This is a genomic window from Hymenobacter guriensis (assembly GCF_015773195.1).
GTDB classification, from domain to species: domain Bacteria; phylum Bacteroidota; class Bacteroidia; order Cytophagales; family Hymenobacteraceae; genus Hymenobacter; species Hymenobacter guriensis.
Genome location: NZ_JADWYK010000019.1, coordinates 40,369 through 56,345 on the forward strand (window position 1 = coordinate 40,369; position 15,977 = coordinate 56,345).

Below are 15,977 nucleotides of genomic sequence, written 5' to 3' on the forward strand. Positions count from 1 at the left end.
GCCACTGGCCAACCGGGATGCTGCGGGCATTACCTCATCATCTCAGACCGCATGAGTAGTACCGGGCCGGCCACCACATCCACGGGCGAGTACTGGTCAAGCGGATAGGTTTCGTACCATAGGGCCGTGGCCAGCGGGTTAATGGGACGCTCCTTGAATTTGCCCTCGTCGTCGAAGACCAGAATCCAGTCCTGGTAAGCCCCGTGCTGAAGATGGTGCACGTCGATGTAGTCGCATTCCAAGGCCGTATACAGCTGCGCCAGCTTGAACGTCCGGCCCTTCACGTGTCGCACTTCCTGGATGCTGCCGTCGACTCCCAGCAGCATGGCCGCCCCCTCGGCCGGGAGCATGGCGCGGTGCTGGCGGGCGAAGTAGTCGCCCAGGGCCTTCACGCTGGCCAGCCGCTGCCCGTCTGCGAGTTGAAATGGGCCGTGCTCGTAGGCATGGGTCACAAACCGCTTGCCGGTGGTGCCGCACAGCGCAACGATGCGCGATTGGTCGGGTTGCCCGGCCTGCACCTGCACAAACAGGCGCGGCGGTAAGGGTTTCCAGAACGGCTGCCCCTGCTCGTCACCGGCCAGTATCTGGCTGCTGTGCAGGCTGAACAGCAACGGCTCAGCCTGCACAGCAGCCGCAACTGGTGGGGTAGGCTCGTCGTCCACCCCAAACAGCAGTGCCTCGGCTACCGGCTTGAAACCACCTTTGAGCTGGTAGTGCCAGGCTCCCTGCACAAAGTCGCGGGCCGATACCGTCAGCGGCTGCTCTACCCCAAAAAGGCGTACGGTCTGCCCGGGATTAAAGCGCGCTGGCGCGGCTCCGGCTGGCACCGGGTAGGTCAGACCTTTCACCCAGCGCAGACCCTGTGGGCCACGAAACCGCACCTGCTGGCCCGCCGCCACTGAAGCCGCCTCGGCTCTATCGTCGGTACGGTTGAGGTAGCCGCTCAACTCTACGCGGCAATAAGCTGCTGCCTCAGCTATGGTAGCGAACAGCACCGCCGGGAAGCTGTCCCCGTACTGGCGGAGAACTTCAAACTGGTAGCTGGCAAGATGGGTATTTTCCATGCTCTAAAGGGTAGTTAGGGTGGTTGTTGATTCTAAATGGTCAACATTCACCGGCTCCCCTTAGTTGCATTTTATACAATTATTATTCGTATTTTATACCAATATCTTTTGTCTTGTGGTCCATCTGATTGCCATGCAAAAACTCGAAAGCCTTTCCGGCCGCGTGACCGAAAAGGCTTTTGGTAGCTCTGTGCTACAAGGAGAGATTCCACTAAGCTAAGACCTTGCTGGGGCTAGAATGCTGATGAGCCGCTCAATGGGGATTCTGGGAGTGAAGGGGTGCGTGTTGCCCCACGCGTGGGCTTTGATACGGCGCACATCTTCGTCAGAGAAGCTCACATGGCCAAGCTCGGCCTGCCCCCTGAATACATGGCAATGATTGCCGAACATATTCAGGGTGAAAGTAACGGGAACGTGTTCGTCGAGTAGGTGCAAAAGCGGGTAGTATGCGGTTGACATGGCAACAGTGAGAAATGGTACACCTAGAATCTACAACATAAATGTCATATTTCCCCTGCTTGCCTTAGTTCTCCTGACCTTTCGGCTTGGTCGGCGTCCAGTCCATCCACTTCCGCTCGGTTTGGCAGTGGGTACACTGCATCAGCAGTTCCGTGCCTACGGGGTAAACTTCCAGCACTTCCAAATGGGCATGTAGCGTATCCTCCCCGCACGTCACGCAAGCCAGTAGCTCAGTGCCGGCCAACTGCTCTTCCAGAAAGTGTAGTTCGTCATTAGACATGATGGTAAACTACAAGGTTTCTCCAATTGAATGAATAGCCTTGATATAGCCAAGCAGCATGTAACGGGAGGGATGGACTAAAAGCACATAACTTTTACTTGCAGTATTTCCGAAGCAAGTCGTTAGCGTTTCCACCAAGAGAATTAGCTTTTTTCCAGTCAGCGCAAGCTCCATCGGTGTCCCCCATATCATGCTTAATACTGCCACGAATATGATATGCGTCGGCATCATTAGGCTTCATTGCTAGCGCTTTATTGATTGCAGCTAAAGCTTCCTTAGGACGCCCTGTCATATTTAGGCCCATTGCACTTTCTACAATGTCATCAAATGACAAGGGCCCAGATGAAGTTTTTTCCACGTAGGGCATACCATTAGCGCCCGTTTTCAGAGTGCCGGCGCTTTGTTTCGGTTTCAGAAAGTCAAAGAATCCCATGCTGTTCAGATGAAGTGGTGTAGTGTGTCTTACTGCTGAGAAGAAGCTTAAAGCCCTATTTTATCTTTAAAAACCCGAGGCACCATCCTGTCAAACATTCGATATAGCTCACCCCCGTCCATTATTTGAGTGACTTCATCGTGTAAATCCATGCTGTCGGCAAGGGCTTCTACAACCGCGACGGTTTTAGAGATGGCAACAAAAATGGTGACGTTACTTTTTGAGATTGAGGGCACGTAGATACCTGAGTGCAATGGCCATTCATATTTCTCCAACCTGTTGTTAATGCCTGCCTTACAGGCATAAGCAAGACTTAGCACTGCCTCATTATGCTCACTCTTGTCATAGGCATGTTGCACTTTGGGTATCAGGTCCAATAAAACTTGATAAACAAGGTCGAATGTATTGCCGAGATGATAGAATTCCTTTGTGCCTTTGAAAAGACCGAACATAACACTAGAGTGAAGTGGGGTGTGGTGATAAGTAAATGTAAAGGAAATGAAGTGAACCCTAACTGAGGCACAACCTTGGATTTAACACCTAACTCAATAGCCAGTTGAGGTACGAGGCTTACCGCTCGATGCCACTGCTGCTGCGACCAATACCGGAACTCCCGCGCTCCTGCACCGAGGCGGTGGTCAGTACCTGGGCGGAGCTGCGCAAATCCTCCAGGTGCTTGCTGCTGCCCAGTCCCGGCAGCTTCTCGGCCGCGTCAAGCGACCGGCGAAAGCTCTCCGCGTTGGGGCCGACAATTACCGGGTTGCGCGCCACGTCCTTCGCCACCTCGCGCAGACCGGCCCCGGCGGCAGCCTGGCCGTGGGCTTCCAGCACCTTGGCCACCTCGCGGGCGGCAGTGGCAAACACGGGCTGGGCCTCGGCGTGTGTCCTGGGGGCTGCGGGCACAGACGGGGCGCTGCTCCTTGCTGCCGAAGCCGCGGGCTGCCGCTGCGCGGGCGGCGCTACCAGCTCCTTGCCTTCGGCAAGCTGCAGCACCTGCACCGAAGCGGCTTTCAGGCGCTGGGCGTCGGCTAGGTCGAGCGGGGTATCCTTCATGGCCGGGTGCTTGAGAATCTTGTCCGCCGCCTGCTGAAACTCGGTGATGCTTTTGCCCTGGATAGCCTTAGGGTCCAGATTCACGGCCTCCACCTGCTGCCCCAGCCGGATGCCCTGCTCCCGGTTGCCGGGGCCGGGCATGTTGGCCACTACGCTGGCCACGCGGTAGCCGGTCACCTCCAGTTCCCGGCGGGCATCCATTGCCTTCATGGCCGGGCTTAGCTCCGGGGTGGGCGTCACGGCCTGGCGGGGGTCGCGCAACTCCTCCCCTATCGCCCCCGGGGTTGGGGTGATAATTTTCTGAAACATCTCTTTCAGCGGCTGCAGATTCTTCGCCGCCTCGGCGGGCGGGTACTGCCGCACGATGGCCAGGTCGCGGCTGCGGTTTAGAATCTCCGGGCTGGCCCGGTTGAAGTCCACGTCATAGCCGGCTTCCTTGCCCAGCTGGGTGAAGGTGGCCTGGATGGTGCGGCCGTTGCCGTCGCGGAAGGCATGGGCATGGTTGTACTGGTCGAGGTAGTAGGCGGCCCGCTCGGCAAACTTCTCGGCCGAGAGGCCTTTCAGGTTATTCTCGCGGTTAAGCTGCGCCCCGATAGCATCCAGCCGCTCAGGTATTTCCTTGTGGGGCGCGTACGTCATGGTTTCGCGGAAGCCGGTGACGCGGGTATCCTTGTGGCCCTGAAACTCGCGGTCGGCCCGGGTCTCGCCGGCCCACTGGTACACGCCGCTGAACAGCCGCTCGTGCACCTGCTTCAGGTGGGCCTGGTCATACTTCCCACCCTGAATGCCGCCTTGCGTGTTGAGCAGCTTCAGGCGGGGAATGGAGGAATCGGACTCGGCCTGCGCCAAATCCTCCTTGTTGGTAATTCCGAGCTTGTTCAGCCGCACGCCGTTCTCGTCGCTGAACCGGTCATTGAGCACCGCCATTACTGCGCCGGGCTGGTGGGCGTGCCGGCTCCGGGCTTGGCCGCGTAGCGGGCCCGGAGCATCTCGTCGGTTAGCTCAATCACCTGCTCAATCGTCAGCTCGCCGTCGACGTGGCGCTGCATCAGGGCCAGGGCTTCCGGGCTGGGCGCGGGGCCGTTGCTCATCATCGTGGCAATAGCGTTGTTGCTGTCGTGCTCGCGCTGCTGGCGGGCGGCTAGCTCTTCGGCAGTGAGGCCGGCCGGGGCGGGCGCAAAAAAGGTCTTGCTCATGGCTTTTCAGAAATAGAAGGTGGTACTAGTAGAACGCTAAAACGGCCTTATTTGTCGCTTTTAAGCGGTTTTAGGCCTCAGTTTTTGTCCCTGCTGCTAAGGTGTTTACATGTTTGGCCAAGGTTTCTTTCACCTCTTGGCGCACCCGCAGAAAGTTCTCCTGCACCGTGCGCGAAAGGGCGCTGGCCGGGTCTTCGCCGGGGCCGCCGAAGCTCACCATCTGGTGCAGGGGAAACCGCTCGGGCGTAACGTCGGCCCGGGCAATGGTGCCCTGGAAAAAGGTGCTGCCGGTTTCCACCGTCTGGCCGATAAACTCGCCCTGCTGCAGGCCGATGGTATCCTGCACCCGCACCAGGCTGCGCTCCTGGTAGCTGGTGCTCTGGTTGGTGGAGTTGTTGCGCGCCCCGCTGCCCTGGCTGGTACCGGTGCTCGTGCTTATCATCTGCTTGTCCTCTCGGCCCACCAGCTCGGAAATGAACTTGGCCGTTTCCAGCGAGTTCACCTTGCCGAAAAACTGGTTGTTGAGGTTGCTCACCATCACCTGCATCTTCTCCTTGCCGTAGGCGTCCGTCATCTGGCTCAGGTCCTGGGTCATGTACACCATCGCCACCTTGTTGCTGCGGGCCGTGGCCGGAATCACTTCCAGCCCCGGCACGTAGAGTGTCGCGGCCTCATCGAGAAACACGTAGCTGCGGTGCTTATTCTGCTGATTCATTAGCTTGAGCGCTACCGTAATCACGCAGCTGACCACCGGCGAAAACGTGTCCTTCAGCGTCGGGTCGTTGCCGATGCACAGCAGCTTGGGCCGCTGCTTATCGTTCAAATTGAGTGAAAAGCCCTCCCCGTTTGCCTCGTCCGGGGTCAGCACCCACACCACCTCGGGGCTGTTAATCTTGGTCAGGTTCACCTGCAGCGTGCCCAGCACCGCGCCCACCTGCTTGTCGGCGCGGGTCTGCACCGCCGAGATGAGGCTGCGGGCTTGGTCGCCGCATTCCAAATCTGTTTCCAGCATACTCAGCACGTGGGTGTAGTCCTTGTACATGGCCGTGGCCACCACGTGCGGAATGGTGCAGTACTGCGGGTAATGCTTCTTGTAAAACCAGATGATGCCGGTCAGGTAGGCCACGGAACTGGTATCGAAGAACTCCATCTTGCGGATGCTCGACGGGTTCAGGTTGTTGATGATGGCCTTGCTGTATTCCTCGGCGAAGGCCACCACCGGCATATCGGCCGGCCGCAGCGGGTTCACCCGCTCGCTGCGCGTCAGGTCCCGGAAGTTGATGATGTGCAGCTGCACGGGCGGTTCCGCCGCCGGCTGCGGCTCGGGCTTGCCGAACAGGCCCATCAGCCGGGCCTGCAGCCGGCCCTGAAAGCTGGCCGCGTAGCTGGCAGCCAACTGCTGCTCGCGCTCCTTGCGGCGCTCGGCCAGTACCAGAGCTTTCTGCATCGCCTCGGCCAGCACCGGAAACTTGAAGTCGTACACCAGCCCGGCGAAGTTCTGGTAGGCAAACTGCTCAATCAGCGGCTCCCCTATCGAGTAGGTCTTGCCCGCGCCCGCGCCGCCCAGCACCAGCGTGCCCCGGTACGGGTTGGCCACCGTAATCCAGCCCCCGTCCGCCGTGGGGAAGTGCACGGCATCGGGGCTTTTCACCTTCCGGCGCTCGGTGCTCAGCCCGAAAGCCGGCTTTTTAGTCATGGCCCACAGCAGCCCCACTACTCCCCCACTGCCCAGCACGGCCACGGCCGCTCCCGGATAGCCAAATTCGATAAAGCCCGGCGAGTAGTGGTGCATGTTCAGCAGGGTATAGCCCGCTACCAGGAATAAGGCTCCGCACAGGCCCGCCACGACGCGCACGGCCTGCCGGTTGATGACGTTGCGCCTGGCCTGCCCGGGCTTCGCCTGCGGGGCTTTCTGCACGAATACAAGCACCAGCCCGGCCAGCAGCAGCAGCGCCCGCAGGTACACCCCGGCCGGACCGTAGAAGCGGGCAGCTTTTACCAGCAGCTTGCTCCCTATGCCGCTGCCGGCTTTGGCCAGCGCGTCGGTCCCGCCTTTGGCCTTATTCAGCGCTTGGTCGGTGGAGTGCGTTACGGCCCCCTCCCCTACCGCTGCCCCCTCCCCTACCGGCGGGCGGGCAGCAGCTTCGGCCTTGGCAATGCGGGCCTGGCGCTGCCGCTCGGCAATGCGCGCCGTGGTAGCCGCCAATCGCTCTTTGGGCGTCAGGCTGTCCGCTGGTATGCCGGCCGCCTGGATGAGCTGCGCCCGGCGGGCCTCGGCAATCTCGGGGCCGTGCAGGAGCACGTAGTAGTCGCCGCCGATAATGGCCAGCAGCAGCAGGACAACAAAGAGGCCCGCGCCCTGGGTACTGGCCGCTGGCCGAGGTGCTTGACTGGTCATAGGCTTGAAAGCTGATTTAGATGGGTAGGATGATGATGGGGCGAGCGGGCACGCTACATTTCAATGTCCAGCTCTGCGCTGTTGCGGCCCCTTTTCTCGCTGAGGTGCTCGGTCTTTTCCTCGCGGCCCGTGTTGGAGCGCACCGCCTGCTGCACGGCGTGGAGCATGGTGCTGGCCGCGTGCTGCGGCTCCGGCCGCTCGCGGCCCGTGCTCAGCAGGTGGTAGGCGTTATCAATGGGCTGGCCCTGCTGCGCCCGCCGCTCGACGGTAGCCAGGGAGCGGTAAAACGTCTTGTCGTACTCGCGGCCCTGGGCAATCTGCTGGACCCGCAGCGGGTCCAGTCGCTCTTCCTTCAGCACGCGCAGGTTGAGGGCGGCCACCCGCTCCCCAATCCTGACTGCGCGGCCGGCATCCCGGCTACCATCGCGCTGCTTGGGTCGCAGCTTTTCGTGGGCCTGAGCCGTGTAGCCAAACTGCTTCTCAAACTGCCGGCCGGCCGCTGCCTGCCACTGCATCAGGTCAAAGCGGCTGCGGCGGCCGCCGGGGTTCAGCGTGATTCTCTGCTGCGCGTCGCGGGCACTCACGATGACGTGAATGTGCGTCTGCAGGCCCGGCCGCTGCTCGCCTATCTTGGCCTGGCCAGTGCTCACTTCCGGGTCGGTGCCCCGGTAGCTGCGCTGCTGGTGCAGCGTGGCTCCCCACACCAGGTCCTGGCTACCTAGCTCCCGCCCATCCTTCAGCCTGAAGTTGGCGGCGTACTGCGCCATCACCTGCCGGGTATAGTCTTTCAGCTTGGCCTCGTCGTTGCCGATGTGCGTCAGCTCGGCCTCGCTGGGGCTAATCACCAGGGAGTAGAATTTGGCTTCGCCGGCCCGCAGTCCCTTCACGTTAGAATCGATATTTTGCCCTACCTCGGCCGCGCTGAGGCCGTCGCTATCAGCCCCGAAAAACGTGGCTTCCTCCCCGTCCCGCCCGGTTTCCTGCTTCAGATAATTGAGCGTTTGCGCACTGCTTCCGCTGTTGCTGTAAGCCGCTTTCCCGTGCGTCGCGGGGTTGATTAGCTTGATATACATCGGTGGCTCTGCGCTTAATTCTTGACTGCTTTTGCCACCGTATCGCCAGCATTTATTCTGCCTTTATCCGCTTGTTGAGCGTTAGCTATCGCCTCTTTCGCTTGCCGCTCAATCATGTCTTCGTTCTGCGCCCGCAGCTGCTTTAAGCCCTCCCGCTGCTCGTTTAACTGCGCCTCATTAAGGCCGCCTAGCTGCTGCGTCAGGTTGTTTACCAGGATTTCATTCATGCGCAGCACGCGCTCCAGCGTCACCCGACTACGAAGCATTTCCTCCAGTATTGGCAGCAGCAGACTACGCTCCTGCTCCTGCAGATACCCAAATACCCGGTCGCCGAGCTTCTTTACCTGCTGCATAATCAGCTGGCCTTCGCGGGCCACATCCTCCACGGGGTGCAGCCCGCGCTCCGCGAAGTAGCGCACGGCCGCTCCGGTGTAATCAGCCTGGCTTATCTGTAGCCGCTTGGCCTCTTTGCTCAGTAGAAAATGAGTGGCTGCAGGTACGTTGACGCTCTTCGTAGCGGGGTTGGTTGGCATAGGTAGAATCAATCTTCTGCCCGCCCTCTCTAGGTTATTTTTAACCTACAAATCAGTTAGTTATCTTAACAAACCTATAGATTTAAGCTCTGCTTAAATCCAAGTATCACACTTACAGGTGCTTAGTACCCTGTATGTGATACTCTTCTTGCTAAGACTACCTACACTACATTCAAGAGGGATTTCAGAATTATTTGAGAACTATTTCAGAACTACGGGTACGTATTACGAGTGGCATTGGGTTAGCCTTTCTCTATTGTTACCCCGGCCTGCCGCTGTGTTCTGGCTTACTCCCACCGCAACTCCTCTCCTGCTCTTACCGCACTGCTTCGTCCTGCCTGCTGTGTATCTGGGCAACAGGTGTAGCTTCTATCCTTTCCCGCGCTCATTAGCCCGCGAAGGTTTTTTGATATCTACTACTACTTTACAACATTACTACTTTACGACTTTGCCCTGCACGCATCGACTGTTGTTGTCATTAAGCTCAGCATTGCCTGGCAGCATCAGCTTACTACTTTACGACATTACTACTTTACTACATTGACGAGTTTGCTCTGCCGACGTGTTACTACTTTACTACAATGCGACTTTACTACACGCAGAATGTATGCGAGTGCTAATGTGGCATCTTTGAGTTTTTACAACATTACTACTTTACTACAATGCATTTTTACTACTTGTAGCAAATACTACTTTGCAACTTATTGCTTTTACTACTTAGTCATTTTACGACTACACAACTTTGCGACAATGCGACTTTACTACTTTGCGACATTTTCGCTTACATTTGCCTTCCCCGGGCCTGACCATCTGGGGCATCAGCGCTAGCTTACCTTAACCAGTAACCCCATGTCAAAAGTCATCAGCTTTGCTACCCAAAAGGGGGGCTCGGGCAAGTCAACCCTGGCCCTCGTCCTCGCGGCTCCTCTGGCTATCGAGTACGGACTGAAAATCGCCATCCTGGATTGTGACTACCAGCAGAGCATCGTCAAAACCCGCCAGCAGCTGGACGAGCCCAGCCTGGCTATCCTGCGTGAGTCAGACCCGGCGGCGGATTACCCCTACGACGTGTTTCCCATGTCGCTGAAGAGCATCTTTGACTTCATCGACAACCCGGAAAACGACTACGACCTTATCATCATCGACATTCCCGGCCGGGCCGACGGGGAAGACGTTTTCAACGCCCTCACGGGTTGCGACGCGGTAATAGTGCCGCTGGTATCAGATTACCTGGACCGCGCCTCCACGGCCGAGTTTATGGGCATCCTGGAAGCGCTCAAGAAAGCAGCCGACAAGGCCGAGGTGGATTTCCAGTATTTCGGTCTCGCCACGAAGCGCATCAGCGGCCGCCGGGAGGAAAAGGAGATGGACGACTACATTGACGAGCTGGGCCTCTCGCGCTTCCAGTCCTACCTCAGCCACCGCATGGTGTACAGCCGCGCCTCCACGCTGCACAGCCTGCTGACCCCGGCCTACCGCAACTACGCCGGAGGCACCAAGGATAGCTCAGAGGAAATCCGGCGCGTATGCGACGAGTTGATAGAAAAGCTGGACCTACCCCGCCGCAAAGCCGATGTCGGCGTTGAGTTGGAAGAAACGACCGATACCACCCCAACCGAAATTAAGTAATGGCAAAGTCTCCCTTTGTAAAAGCGAAAATTGAAGGCCCCCGGAAGCGTATCCCGGTTGATGAGACCTTGCGCGCCGAAGCCCGCGCTGGGATGGGAGGGGAGCAAACCCGCCTGGAAGCCGAAGGCAAGGCAACTACCCCGGCTGCGACTGCCCCTGCAGAAGCGGTAGCGGCCCCAGTAGCGTCACCCGTGCCTGCGCCAACGCCCGAGCCGGTAACAACAGTTGAGCCCACGCCAGAGCCCGCGCCGGCTGCTGTTCAGCCGGTGGCGGAAGCCGCAGCTACTTCCGTGCCTGCGGCCCCGGTTGAGCGCCGTCCCCGTGGCCGCAAGCCGGCAGCAGCGGGCCCGGAGCCAACGGGTGAGTTGAAAGGGGTGAGGATTGCGGAATCTGTGTGGTCGGAAATTCGCAAGATTATCGTTCAGCTTCCTAAAGGGCCGGATATGCCGACAAATATTATCGGCTACCTGCACGCGGCCCACCGGCACTACGAGGCGCACCTGCGCAAGCAGGGCAAGCTCCCGCCAGTCAATTAGCGCGCTAGGACTGGTTAAGGATGACCAGCCGGCTTGGTCACCGGACCTCGCTTATTCTAATAATGCCGCAGCACGTTTGCTGCTGATACGCCAACCAAGGGCAGCTCCTAGTAGGGCTGCCCTTGGTTTTTTGGGCAGTGGGGAAGAAACAGTTAACGCGAACCAGCAATTTTCCTGCTGGAAAGTGCTAAGCCGCCGTATCCTTCTGCGGCCGGGTACTGACGCGGGGGCCATTCCAGTCCTGCAAAGTCGTTGTGAGTCGGTCAGCCACGATGGCCAGTCGTTCGGGAGTTGCTGGCATATCATCGCCAGCCAGCGGCAGAATCCAGATGTGCGAGCTTCCACAGCCAATCTGGTAGCCCGGCCCCATCAATTCCCGCACAGCCGGGGCGAGGTCACGCAAATCCGCCTGATGCGTGTGATGCTGCACGTACTGGCGAAGCTTTGCCAGCCGGATTCTTTCGGCTTTGTCACGCGGCTTTTGCTCAATGACCAGATACGCTTCCTGCGCGGGCAAGCCCGTGGTACTCGGGTAGGATTGAGGGGGACGATTCATAAAGCAAGGGGCAAGGTGAGAAGTTGGCCGACTGCGGACGGTCCGGTGGGGGAGGGGAGGGGGCTATTGTTGAAAAAGCAGGTCGGCCGGGGCTACCCGGTGCCACTGCCCGGTCTGCAGGTAGCGAACCTGAAACTGGCCCCGCCGGGTCCGGGCCTGGCTCACGCGGTACGCCGCCGGCGCTGACACAGCCTCAATGGCGGCGGCGCGGTGAAATACCGACCAGCAATTGTTGGCAAGGGCCTGCTGCACGTCACGGGTAACGTGCCTGATGGTGGTTAGGGGACTGCTCATGTCTGGGGTTATAGTGCTAGCTGAAACTGCCCGCCGTGCTGCTTGCTTGTGCGGCGCAGGCCTTCGCAGGCAATGGGTCGAACTGCCCGCACCAGCTTCAGAAGGGAGTCGTAGGCGGCTGACGTGTCAATCTCCAGCCCCAGCCGCTCGGCAACCTCCTCGGCGAGCACTTCGCTGTTAATGCCTTTATTCAACTGCCGCATCAGGTTTTCTACGTCGGCAACGGCGGCAATCACCCGGCTGCGGTACTCGTTCCAGGCTGGGCTCTGGATGGTGGGGGCTTCACTGGCTTTCATAAGCAGGCTAGAGTTAGAGTTAGGGCTAGGATTAGGGCTAGGGCTAGCCGCTCGCAAGCGGCCAGCCCCGCCCGGCGGGCTATGCGAGCTGCAGCCAGCTTAGCTCGGCGGCCATAAACTCGCGGTCGATGTCGTCGAGCACCGCAGCCGGCGCGCTGGCAACCGGCGCGGCTGCCGGGGCCTGCACCTCATCGGCCTCGCCCTCCGGCTCCGCTGTCGTCCCTAGTATCGTTTCAGCGGCGCGCTGGGCTTTGCTGGCGGCCTGTACCACAAGCTTCTTGTCGTTCTTTAACCGCTCCAGCCAGTTCTGAATGTAGGCCACGGCGTTTTCTTCGGTCTGCTCGGTCGCAATGCCGGCCGCCGCGCTCAGAAAGGATGCGCCCATTTCAGCGGTCATTTCCTCGCGGGCGTAGCTGCTGCTCTGCTTGCCCTCGCCGGCGGTCAGGTCGGCCCGGTCGAGGCGGCTCTGGTGGCCGGTGCTGTGCGTCAGCTCGTGAAACAGGGTCTGATAGTAGCCCTCCGACGTGGTGAAGGTTTCCGGCTTGGGCATGTTCACAAAGTCCAGCGCCGGCGAATAGTAGGCCCGCTGGTGCAGGTGCTGAATGGCGGGCTTGCCGTCCCACGCCTCCACGATGCCTTCGGCCACTTCGCTGGGGGTGAACTCCTGCTTGGCTACCTCGGGCAGATTGAACTCGATGCCCTCAATGTCTTCCACTGAAAACACGGTGTAATACTTCAGGAAGGGCATTTTCTCTTCTTTGCCGGTCTCCTTGTTCTCGCGCTTGCTGATGTTGTAGTACACCACCTGATGGCCTTTGGCCCCTTTTCTCACGTTGCCGCCCAGCGCCAGCGCCTGCTTGAACGTCATGAAGAAGGGGAGGGCCCCGCTGAAATGCAGCAGAAACAGGTTGATTCCGCTGTACACGCGGCCGGTGGCGTAATTGCGGGGGAGGCCATACACCGCGTTCCACGGCTTGCGCCACGGAATGATACCGCCTTCCAGCGCCGAAATAATCCGGTCCGTCACAATCTGGTACACGTCGGGCCGGGTTGCGGCTGCTTTGGTGGCTTTCTTGGCGGCGGGCTTGCTGGTCTTTTTCATGGCTAAAAGGCTGTTATTCCGTTCGTTTGTTATACTTATTAAACGGCAGCAACGCGCAATTAGTTGCACTTTATACAATTATTATTAGTACTTACTACAATTATTTTCTTTAAATTAAGCCCCTCTTTTCCCGCCTTTTTTTCCCCACCGCCCCTAATTCTGCTTGGTCACGAAACAGTAGAAGACTCACGAGCACCCTGCTGGGAGTGGGGCGGCTTTTTCAGCCGGCTGGCTCCCGGCTCCGAATCTCTTTCCAATGGTAGAGGCCGTCAGGCGGCGCGGCCGGGCTGCGGTCGATGGAGCGCCGCGTAGTCGTCGGCAACCCGGCCGCGCCGCCTAATGGCCTGCGCGACGGCCTTTTGCGTGAGGGATGGCAGGGGTTTAGTCCGTAGGACCGGAGGCGCAGCCGCAGCCCCGAACAGCCCGGCCCGAAGGGACACGCCCCAATTTCTGTATTGTGTAAATTTTTTTACCTGATTCAGAAATTTTACGTATCTTTACTTAGGAACTGTAACCCGTGCCCTCGCGCCGCTTTTTGCTAGACATTATGCTTATTGACTATGGAGATACTTACTAAGAAAAGATTGAGAGACTATGGAAATACCCAACACCCTGATGTAGCCCAAGCCCTGCTGGAGTGGTTTGAGATGGCCGAGGCGGCGGAGTGGCAGACAGCCGCTGATGTACCCGCTCGCTACGTCGGCAACAACCGTTACGTGTTCAATATTCTGGGCAACCGCTTCCGCCTGATTGTCCGCATCTTCTTCCCGGCCTACCAGGTGTACGTCCGCTTCGTGGGCACCCACGCTGAGTATGACCGCATCCCCGACACCTCGACGGTCTGAGCCCCCTTCTTTTATTCCAGTCATTCACCCCACACGCACAATGGCACTCATCCTGCACACTGAAAAGGAGTATCAGGCCGCGATGACGCGGCTTGAATACCTCATCGATAACGAGCCCGGCAACCTGGACGAAATAAAGTCCCTCGGTCACGCCGCGAACGAATACGAAAACGACCACGGCCACCGTCCCATCTCGCCTACCTCGCTGGTCGGCATGCTGGAGCGGGAGATGGTGGCGCGCCGCTTGAAAAAGCAGGACATGGCGGCTCTGCTCGGCATTGCCAACAGCCGGCTGAGCGAAGTTCTCAACGGCAAGCGCGCCATCAACCTGGACCTGGCCAAGCGCCTCTACCAAAAGCTGGGCATCTCTGCCGAACTTATCCTGGAATACGCGTAGCTCCTCGCGGGCTTTAGGTGTATTTCAGCAGGCAACACTATACCAAGTCTGGCAGGGCGCTAGCCGCTGGCCGGCGGAAATAATTTGTGATGAATCTTACGGCTGAGCAGTCTGCCATCCTGGCTTCCAGGGGTCACTTGAAAATCAACGCCGTCGCTGGGAGTGGTAAAACCACCACGATGGTTGAATACGCCCGCGCTCAACCGGCAACGGCCCGCATCCTGTACCTTGCCTTCAACAAAACCGTGCGGCAGGAAGCGATTCGCAAGTTTCAGGCAGCTGGCCTACCGAACGTAGTGGTAGAGACAGCTCATTCGCTGGCGTACCGCTACGTGGTGCGCGGCAGCCGCTACCAACTCAACAATAAAGGATATCGGGCGCACGAGCTGGTAGAAATGCTCAAGCTGCCCCGGGGCACCGGGCAGGAGCGGCACCAGGAATATGTGCTGGCCAATCACATTGCCAAGTTTGTAACCTATTTCTGCAACAGCGACCAGGCGCAGGTGCAACGGCTCGATTATCTGGCCACGCTAACCGACCCGAAGGCTCGGGAATTTGTCGGTAAGCATTATGCTACCATCGAACGAAGCTGCCGGGAATTGCTGGCCCGCATGGACCGCGGTGAAATTGCGATTACCCACGACTTCTACCTGAAGAAGTTTCAGCTGAGCCACACCCTCCTGCCGGCTGATGTCATCCTGTTCGATGAGGGCCAGGACGCCTCCGGGGCCATGCTGGATATCTTTTTCCGCCAACCGGCTACCAAGGTGATTGTCGGAGATACCCACCAGCAGATTTACGGCTGGCGGCACGCAGTCAACTCGCTGGAAAGAACGGATTATCCCAGCCTGCAGCTGAGTACTAGTTTCCGGTTTGGGCCTCCCATCGCCAAACTGGCCTCACACGTTCTGAGCTGGAAAGCGCAGCTGGGTGCAGGCCCCCAACTAGTGGTAACGGGTGCCGCGCAGGAAGCACCAAGCGAGGGCACTACCCGCGCCGTAATCGGCCGCACTAACCTGGGGTTGCTGCTCAAGGCTATCGAGTACGTCAAAGAGCACCGGCAGCAGCTGCGCCGGGTGTACTTCGAGGGCAACATCAACTCTTACACCTACGCGGGGGAGGGCGCGAGCTTAACGGACGTGCTGGCCCTTTACAACGGACGGAGCGAGGCCATCAAAGACCCGTTGATTCGCAAAATGGCCAATCTGGATGAGTTGACCGACTACGCCGAGCAGACCGAGGATGGGCAGCTGCAGATGCTCATCACCATCGTGGAGGATTACGGCAACGACGTTATCGACCTCATCAAGGAGTTGAAGCGCCTGCACGTTGCTGATGGTGCCCGCGACCAGGCTCAGCTCTACTTCTCCACGGTGCACCGCTGCAAAGGCTTGGAGTACGACCAGGTGCAGCTTATCCCGGATTTTATCACGCAGGCCACCGTTGACAAGCTGGAAGAGGAATTTGCAGCCAAGCCCCCGGAGCCGGGTGTCAGGGCCCGTGTGTTCGAGGAAATCAACTTGCTTTACGTCGCCCTGACGCGAGCCAAGGCCCGCGTGCATGTGCCGTCTGATTGCCTTCCCAATGGATTTGAGCCCCACGCGGCCGTGCAGGGCTTCCACGGTACCGGCGGCACGGTCCTGCTCGCAGCACCTGCAGCGGCTCCTGCTCATCAAAGGGAATGGGTGGAATACACTCCCGCCCAGGTTACTTTGGACTCTCGCTTTGCTTCACTGCAACAGAAGCTGGACGCAAGCAGCAAATCACCCAAAGGTTAATTGCTCCCCGAAGTCCAAACGCCCGCCTGCCAGCGCGCAGAGGACGCAATTGTGT

The 15,977-nt window shown here is 58.9% G+C and carries 19 protein-coding genes; 6 read left to right on the top strand and 13 right to left on the bottom strand.

Features of this window, described 5'->3' with window-relative positions; translation table 11 throughout:
* Positions 1-29: 29 nt before the first annotated feature.
* Positions 30-1,064 (bottom strand): hypothetical protein, encoded by a 1,035-nt coding sequence (locus I5L79_RS21120; RefSeq protein ID WP_196957076.1) that lies wholly within the window; start codon positions 1,062-1,064, stop codon positions 30-32.
* Positions 1,065-1,361: 297 nt separating this feature from the next.
* Here I5L79_RS21120 and I5L79_RS23530 point away from each other — a divergent pair, with 297 nt between their 5' ends.
* Positions 1,362-1,493, top strand: a complete 132-nt coding sequence (locus I5L79_RS23530) for a hypothetical protein (protein WP_262894920.1) — start codon at positions 1,362-1,364, stop codon at positions 1,491-1,493.
* Between the two features lie 94 nt (positions 1,494-1,587).
* Here I5L79_RS23530 and I5L79_RS21125 read toward each other — a convergent pair whose 3' ends face one another.
* From I5L79_RS21125 to I5L79_RS21160, 8 genes are all read right to left on the bottom strand, one after another.
* The gene (locus tag I5L79_RS21125) at positions 1,588-1,803 is read right to left on the bottom strand and encodes a hypothetical protein (RefSeq protein WP_196957077.1); all 216 of its coding nucleotides are present in this window, start codon (positions 1,801-1,803) and stop codon (positions 1,588-1,590) included.
* Positions 1,804-1,897: 94 nt separating this feature from the next.
* On the bottom strand, positions 1,898-2,236 hold the full coding sequence (locus I5L79_RS21130; RefSeq protein ID WP_196957078.1) for a tetratricopeptide repeat protein: 339 nt from the start codon (positions 2,234-2,236) through the stop codon (positions 1,898-1,900).
* A 47-nt stretch (positions 2,237-2,283) separates the two neighbouring features.
* Positions 2,284-2,688 (bottom strand): hypothetical protein, encoded by a 405-nt coding sequence (locus I5L79_RS21135; protein WP_196957079.1) that lies wholly within the window; start codon positions 2,686-2,688, stop codon positions 2,284-2,286.
* 118 nt (positions 2,689-2,806) lie between these two features.
* Positions 2,807-4,216, bottom strand: a complete 1,410-nt coding sequence (locus I5L79_RS21140; RefSeq protein ID WP_196957080.1) for a Fic/DOC family protein — start codon at positions 4,214-4,216, stop codon at positions 2,807-2,809.
* Entirely contained in the window at positions 4,216-4,485 is a 270-nt protein-coding gene (locus I5L79_RS21145) for an antitoxin VbhA family protein (RefSeq protein ID WP_149072647.1), read from the bottom strand. The genes I5L79_RS21140 and I5L79_RS21145 overlap by 1 nt, the downstream gene beginning before the upstream one ends.
* A 70-nt stretch (positions 4,486-4,555) precedes the next feature.
* Positions 4,556-6,883: a TraM recognition domain-containing protein gene (locus I5L79_RS21150; RefSeq protein WP_196957081.1), complete on the bottom strand. Its 2,328-nt coding sequence runs from the start codon at positions 6,881-6,883 to the stop codon at positions 4,556-4,558.
* A 53-nt stretch (positions 6,884-6,936) separates the two neighbouring features.
* Positions 6,937-7,956 carry a DUF5712 family protein gene (locus I5L79_RS21155; RefSeq protein ID WP_196957082.1) on the bottom strand — a complete coding sequence of 340 codons (1,020 nt, stop codon included), beginning with the start codon at positions 7,954-7,956 and terminating at the stop codon, positions 6,937-6,939.
* Between the two features lie 14 nt (positions 7,957-7,970).
* The gene (locus I5L79_RS21160) at positions 7,971-8,489 is read right to left on the bottom strand and encodes a BfmA/BtgA family mobilization protein (protein WP_196957083.1); all 519 of its coding nucleotides are present in this window, start codon (positions 8,487-8,489) and stop codon (positions 7,971-7,973) included.
* Positions 8,490-9,338: 849 nt separating this feature from the next.
* Here I5L79_RS21160 and I5L79_RS21165 point away from each other — a divergent pair.
* Together I5L79_RS21165 and I5L79_RS21170 are read left to right on the top strand one after the other, a co-directional pair.
* Positions 9,339-10,118, top strand: a complete 780-nt coding sequence (locus I5L79_RS21165) for a ParA family protein (protein ID WP_196957084.1) — start codon at positions 9,339-9,341, stop codon at positions 10,116-10,118.
* Positions 10,118-10,654 carry a hypothetical protein gene (locus tag I5L79_RS21170; protein WP_196957085.1) on the top strand — a complete coding sequence of 179 codons (537 nt, stop codon included), beginning with the start codon at positions 10,118-10,120 and terminating at the stop codon, positions 10,652-10,654. The genes I5L79_RS21165 and I5L79_RS21170 overlap by 1 nt, the downstream gene beginning before the upstream one ends.
* A 187-nt stretch (positions 10,655-10,841) precedes the next feature.
* Here I5L79_RS21170 and I5L79_RS21175 read toward each other — a convergent pair whose 3' ends face one another.
* The 4 genes from I5L79_RS21175 to I5L79_RS21190 all read right to left on the bottom strand — a co-directional run bounded on the left by I5L79_RS21175 (position 10,842) and on the right by I5L79_RS21190 (position 12,902).
* Positions 10,842-11,210, bottom strand: coding sequence for a hypothetical protein (locus I5L79_RS21175; protein ID WP_196957086.1), 369 nt, complete (start codon positions 11,208-11,210; stop codon positions 10,842-10,844).
* Between the two features lie 63 nt (positions 11,211-11,273).
* Positions 11,274-11,504 (bottom strand): hypothetical protein, encoded by a 231-nt coding sequence (locus I5L79_RS21180; protein ID WP_196957087.1) that lies wholly within the window; start codon positions 11,502-11,504, stop codon positions 11,274-11,276.
* 8 nt (positions 11,505-11,512) lie between these two features.
* Positions 11,513-11,800, bottom strand: a complete 288-nt coding sequence (locus I5L79_RS21185; protein ID WP_196957088.1) for a hypothetical protein — start codon at positions 11,798-11,800, stop codon at positions 11,513-11,515.
* Between the two features lie 79 nt (positions 11,801-11,879).
* Positions 11,880-12,902 (bottom strand): ArdC family protein, encoded by a 1,023-nt coding sequence (locus tag I5L79_RS21190; RefSeq protein ID WP_196957089.1) that lies wholly within the window; start codon positions 12,900-12,902, stop codon positions 11,880-11,882.
* A 584-nt stretch (positions 12,903-13,486) separates the two neighbouring features.
* Between I5L79_RS21190 and I5L79_RS21195 the strand changes: the two genes are divergently transcribed.
* The 3 genes from I5L79_RS21195 to I5L79_RS21205 all read left to right on the top strand — a co-directional run bounded on the left by I5L79_RS21195 (position 13,487) and on the right by I5L79_RS21205 (position 15,922).
* Positions 13,487-13,747 carry a type II toxin-antitoxin system HigB family toxin gene (locus tag I5L79_RS21195; protein WP_231403247.1) on the top strand — a complete coding sequence of 87 codons (261 nt, stop codon included), beginning with the start codon at positions 13,487-13,489 and terminating at the stop codon, positions 13,745-13,747.
* Positions 13,748-13,787: 40 nt separating this feature from the next.
* Positions 13,788-14,144 carry a helix-turn-helix domain-containing protein gene (locus I5L79_RS21200; RefSeq protein WP_196957090.1) on the top strand — a complete coding sequence of 119 codons (357 nt, stop codon included), beginning with the start codon at positions 13,788-13,790 and terminating at the stop codon, positions 14,142-14,144.
* A gap of 89 nt (positions 14,145-14,233) precedes the next feature.
* Complete coding sequence (locus I5L79_RS21205) at positions 14,234-15,922, top strand: UvrD-helicase domain-containing protein (RefSeq protein ID WP_262894921.1); 1,689 nt, start codon at positions 14,234-14,236, stop codon at positions 15,920-15,922.
* Positions 15,923-15,977 lie beyond the last annotated feature (55 nt).

Bases quoted from the DNA above. Each gene is read 5' to 3' on its own strand.
- I5L79_RS21120 (WP_196957076.1), bottom strand. From the start codon at position 1,064: ATGGAAAATACCCATCTTGCCAGCTACCAGTTTGAAGTTCTCCGCCAG.
- I5L79_RS21125 (WP_196957077.1), bottom strand. From the start codon at position 1,803: ATGTCTAATGACGAACTACACTTTCTGGAAGAGCAGTTGGCCGGCACT.
- I5L79_RS21130 (WP_196957078.1), bottom strand. From the start codon at position 2,236: ATGGGATTCTTTGACTTTCTGAAACCGAAACAAAGCGCCGGCACTCTG.
- I5L79_RS21135 (WP_196957079.1), bottom strand. From the start codon at position 2,688: ATGTTCGGTCTTTTCAAAGGCACAAAGGAATTCTATCATCTCGGCAAT.
- I5L79_RS21140 (WP_196957080.1), bottom strand. From the start codon at position 4,216: ATGGCGGTGCTCAATGACCGGTTCAGCGACGAGAACGGCGTGCGGCTG.
- I5L79_RS21145 (WP_149072647.1), bottom strand. From the start codon at position 4,485: ATGAGCAAGACCTTTTTTGCGCCCGCCCCGGCCGGCCTCACTGCCGAA.
- I5L79_RS21150 (WP_196957081.1), bottom strand. From the start codon at position 6,883: ATGACCAGTCAAGCACCTCGGCCAGCGGCCAGTACCCAGGGCGCGGGC.
- I5L79_RS21155 (WP_196957082.1), bottom strand. From the start codon at position 7,956: ATGTATATCAAGCTAATCAACCCCGCGACGCACGGGAAAGCGGCTTAC.
- I5L79_RS21160 (WP_196957083.1), bottom strand. From the start codon at position 8,489: ATGCCAACCAACCCCGCTACGAAGAGCGTCAACGTACCTGCAGCCACT.
- I5L79_RS21165 (WP_196957084.1), top strand. From the start codon at position 9,339: ATGTCAAAAGTCATCAGCTTTGCTACCCAAAAGGGGGGCTCGGGCAAG.
- I5L79_RS21170 (WP_196957085.1), top strand. From the start codon at position 10,118: ATGGCAAAGTCTCCCTTTGTAAAAGCGAAAATTGAAGGCCCCCGGAAG.
- I5L79_RS21175 (WP_196957086.1), bottom strand. From the start codon at position 11,210: ATGAATCGTCCCCCTCAATCCTACCCGAGTACCACGGGCTTGCCCGCG.
- I5L79_RS21180 (WP_196957087.1), bottom strand. From the start codon at position 11,504: ATGAGCAGTCCCCTAACCACCATCAGGCACGTTACCCGTGACGTGCAG.
- I5L79_RS21185 (WP_196957088.1), bottom strand. From the start codon at position 11,800: ATGAAAGCCAGTGAAGCCCCCACCATCCAGAGCCCAGCCTGGAACGAG.
- I5L79_RS21190 (WP_196957089.1), bottom strand. From the start codon at position 12,902: ATGAAAAAGACCAGCAAGCCCGCCGCCAAGAAAGCCACCAAAGCAGCC.
- I5L79_RS21200 (WP_196957090.1), top strand. From the start codon at position 13,788: ATGGCACTCATCCTGCACACTGAAAAGGAGTATCAGGCCGCGATGACG.
- I5L79_RS21205 (WP_262894921.1), top strand. From the start codon at position 14,234: ATGAATCTTACGGCTGAGCAGTCTGCCATCCTGGCTTCCAGGGGTCAC.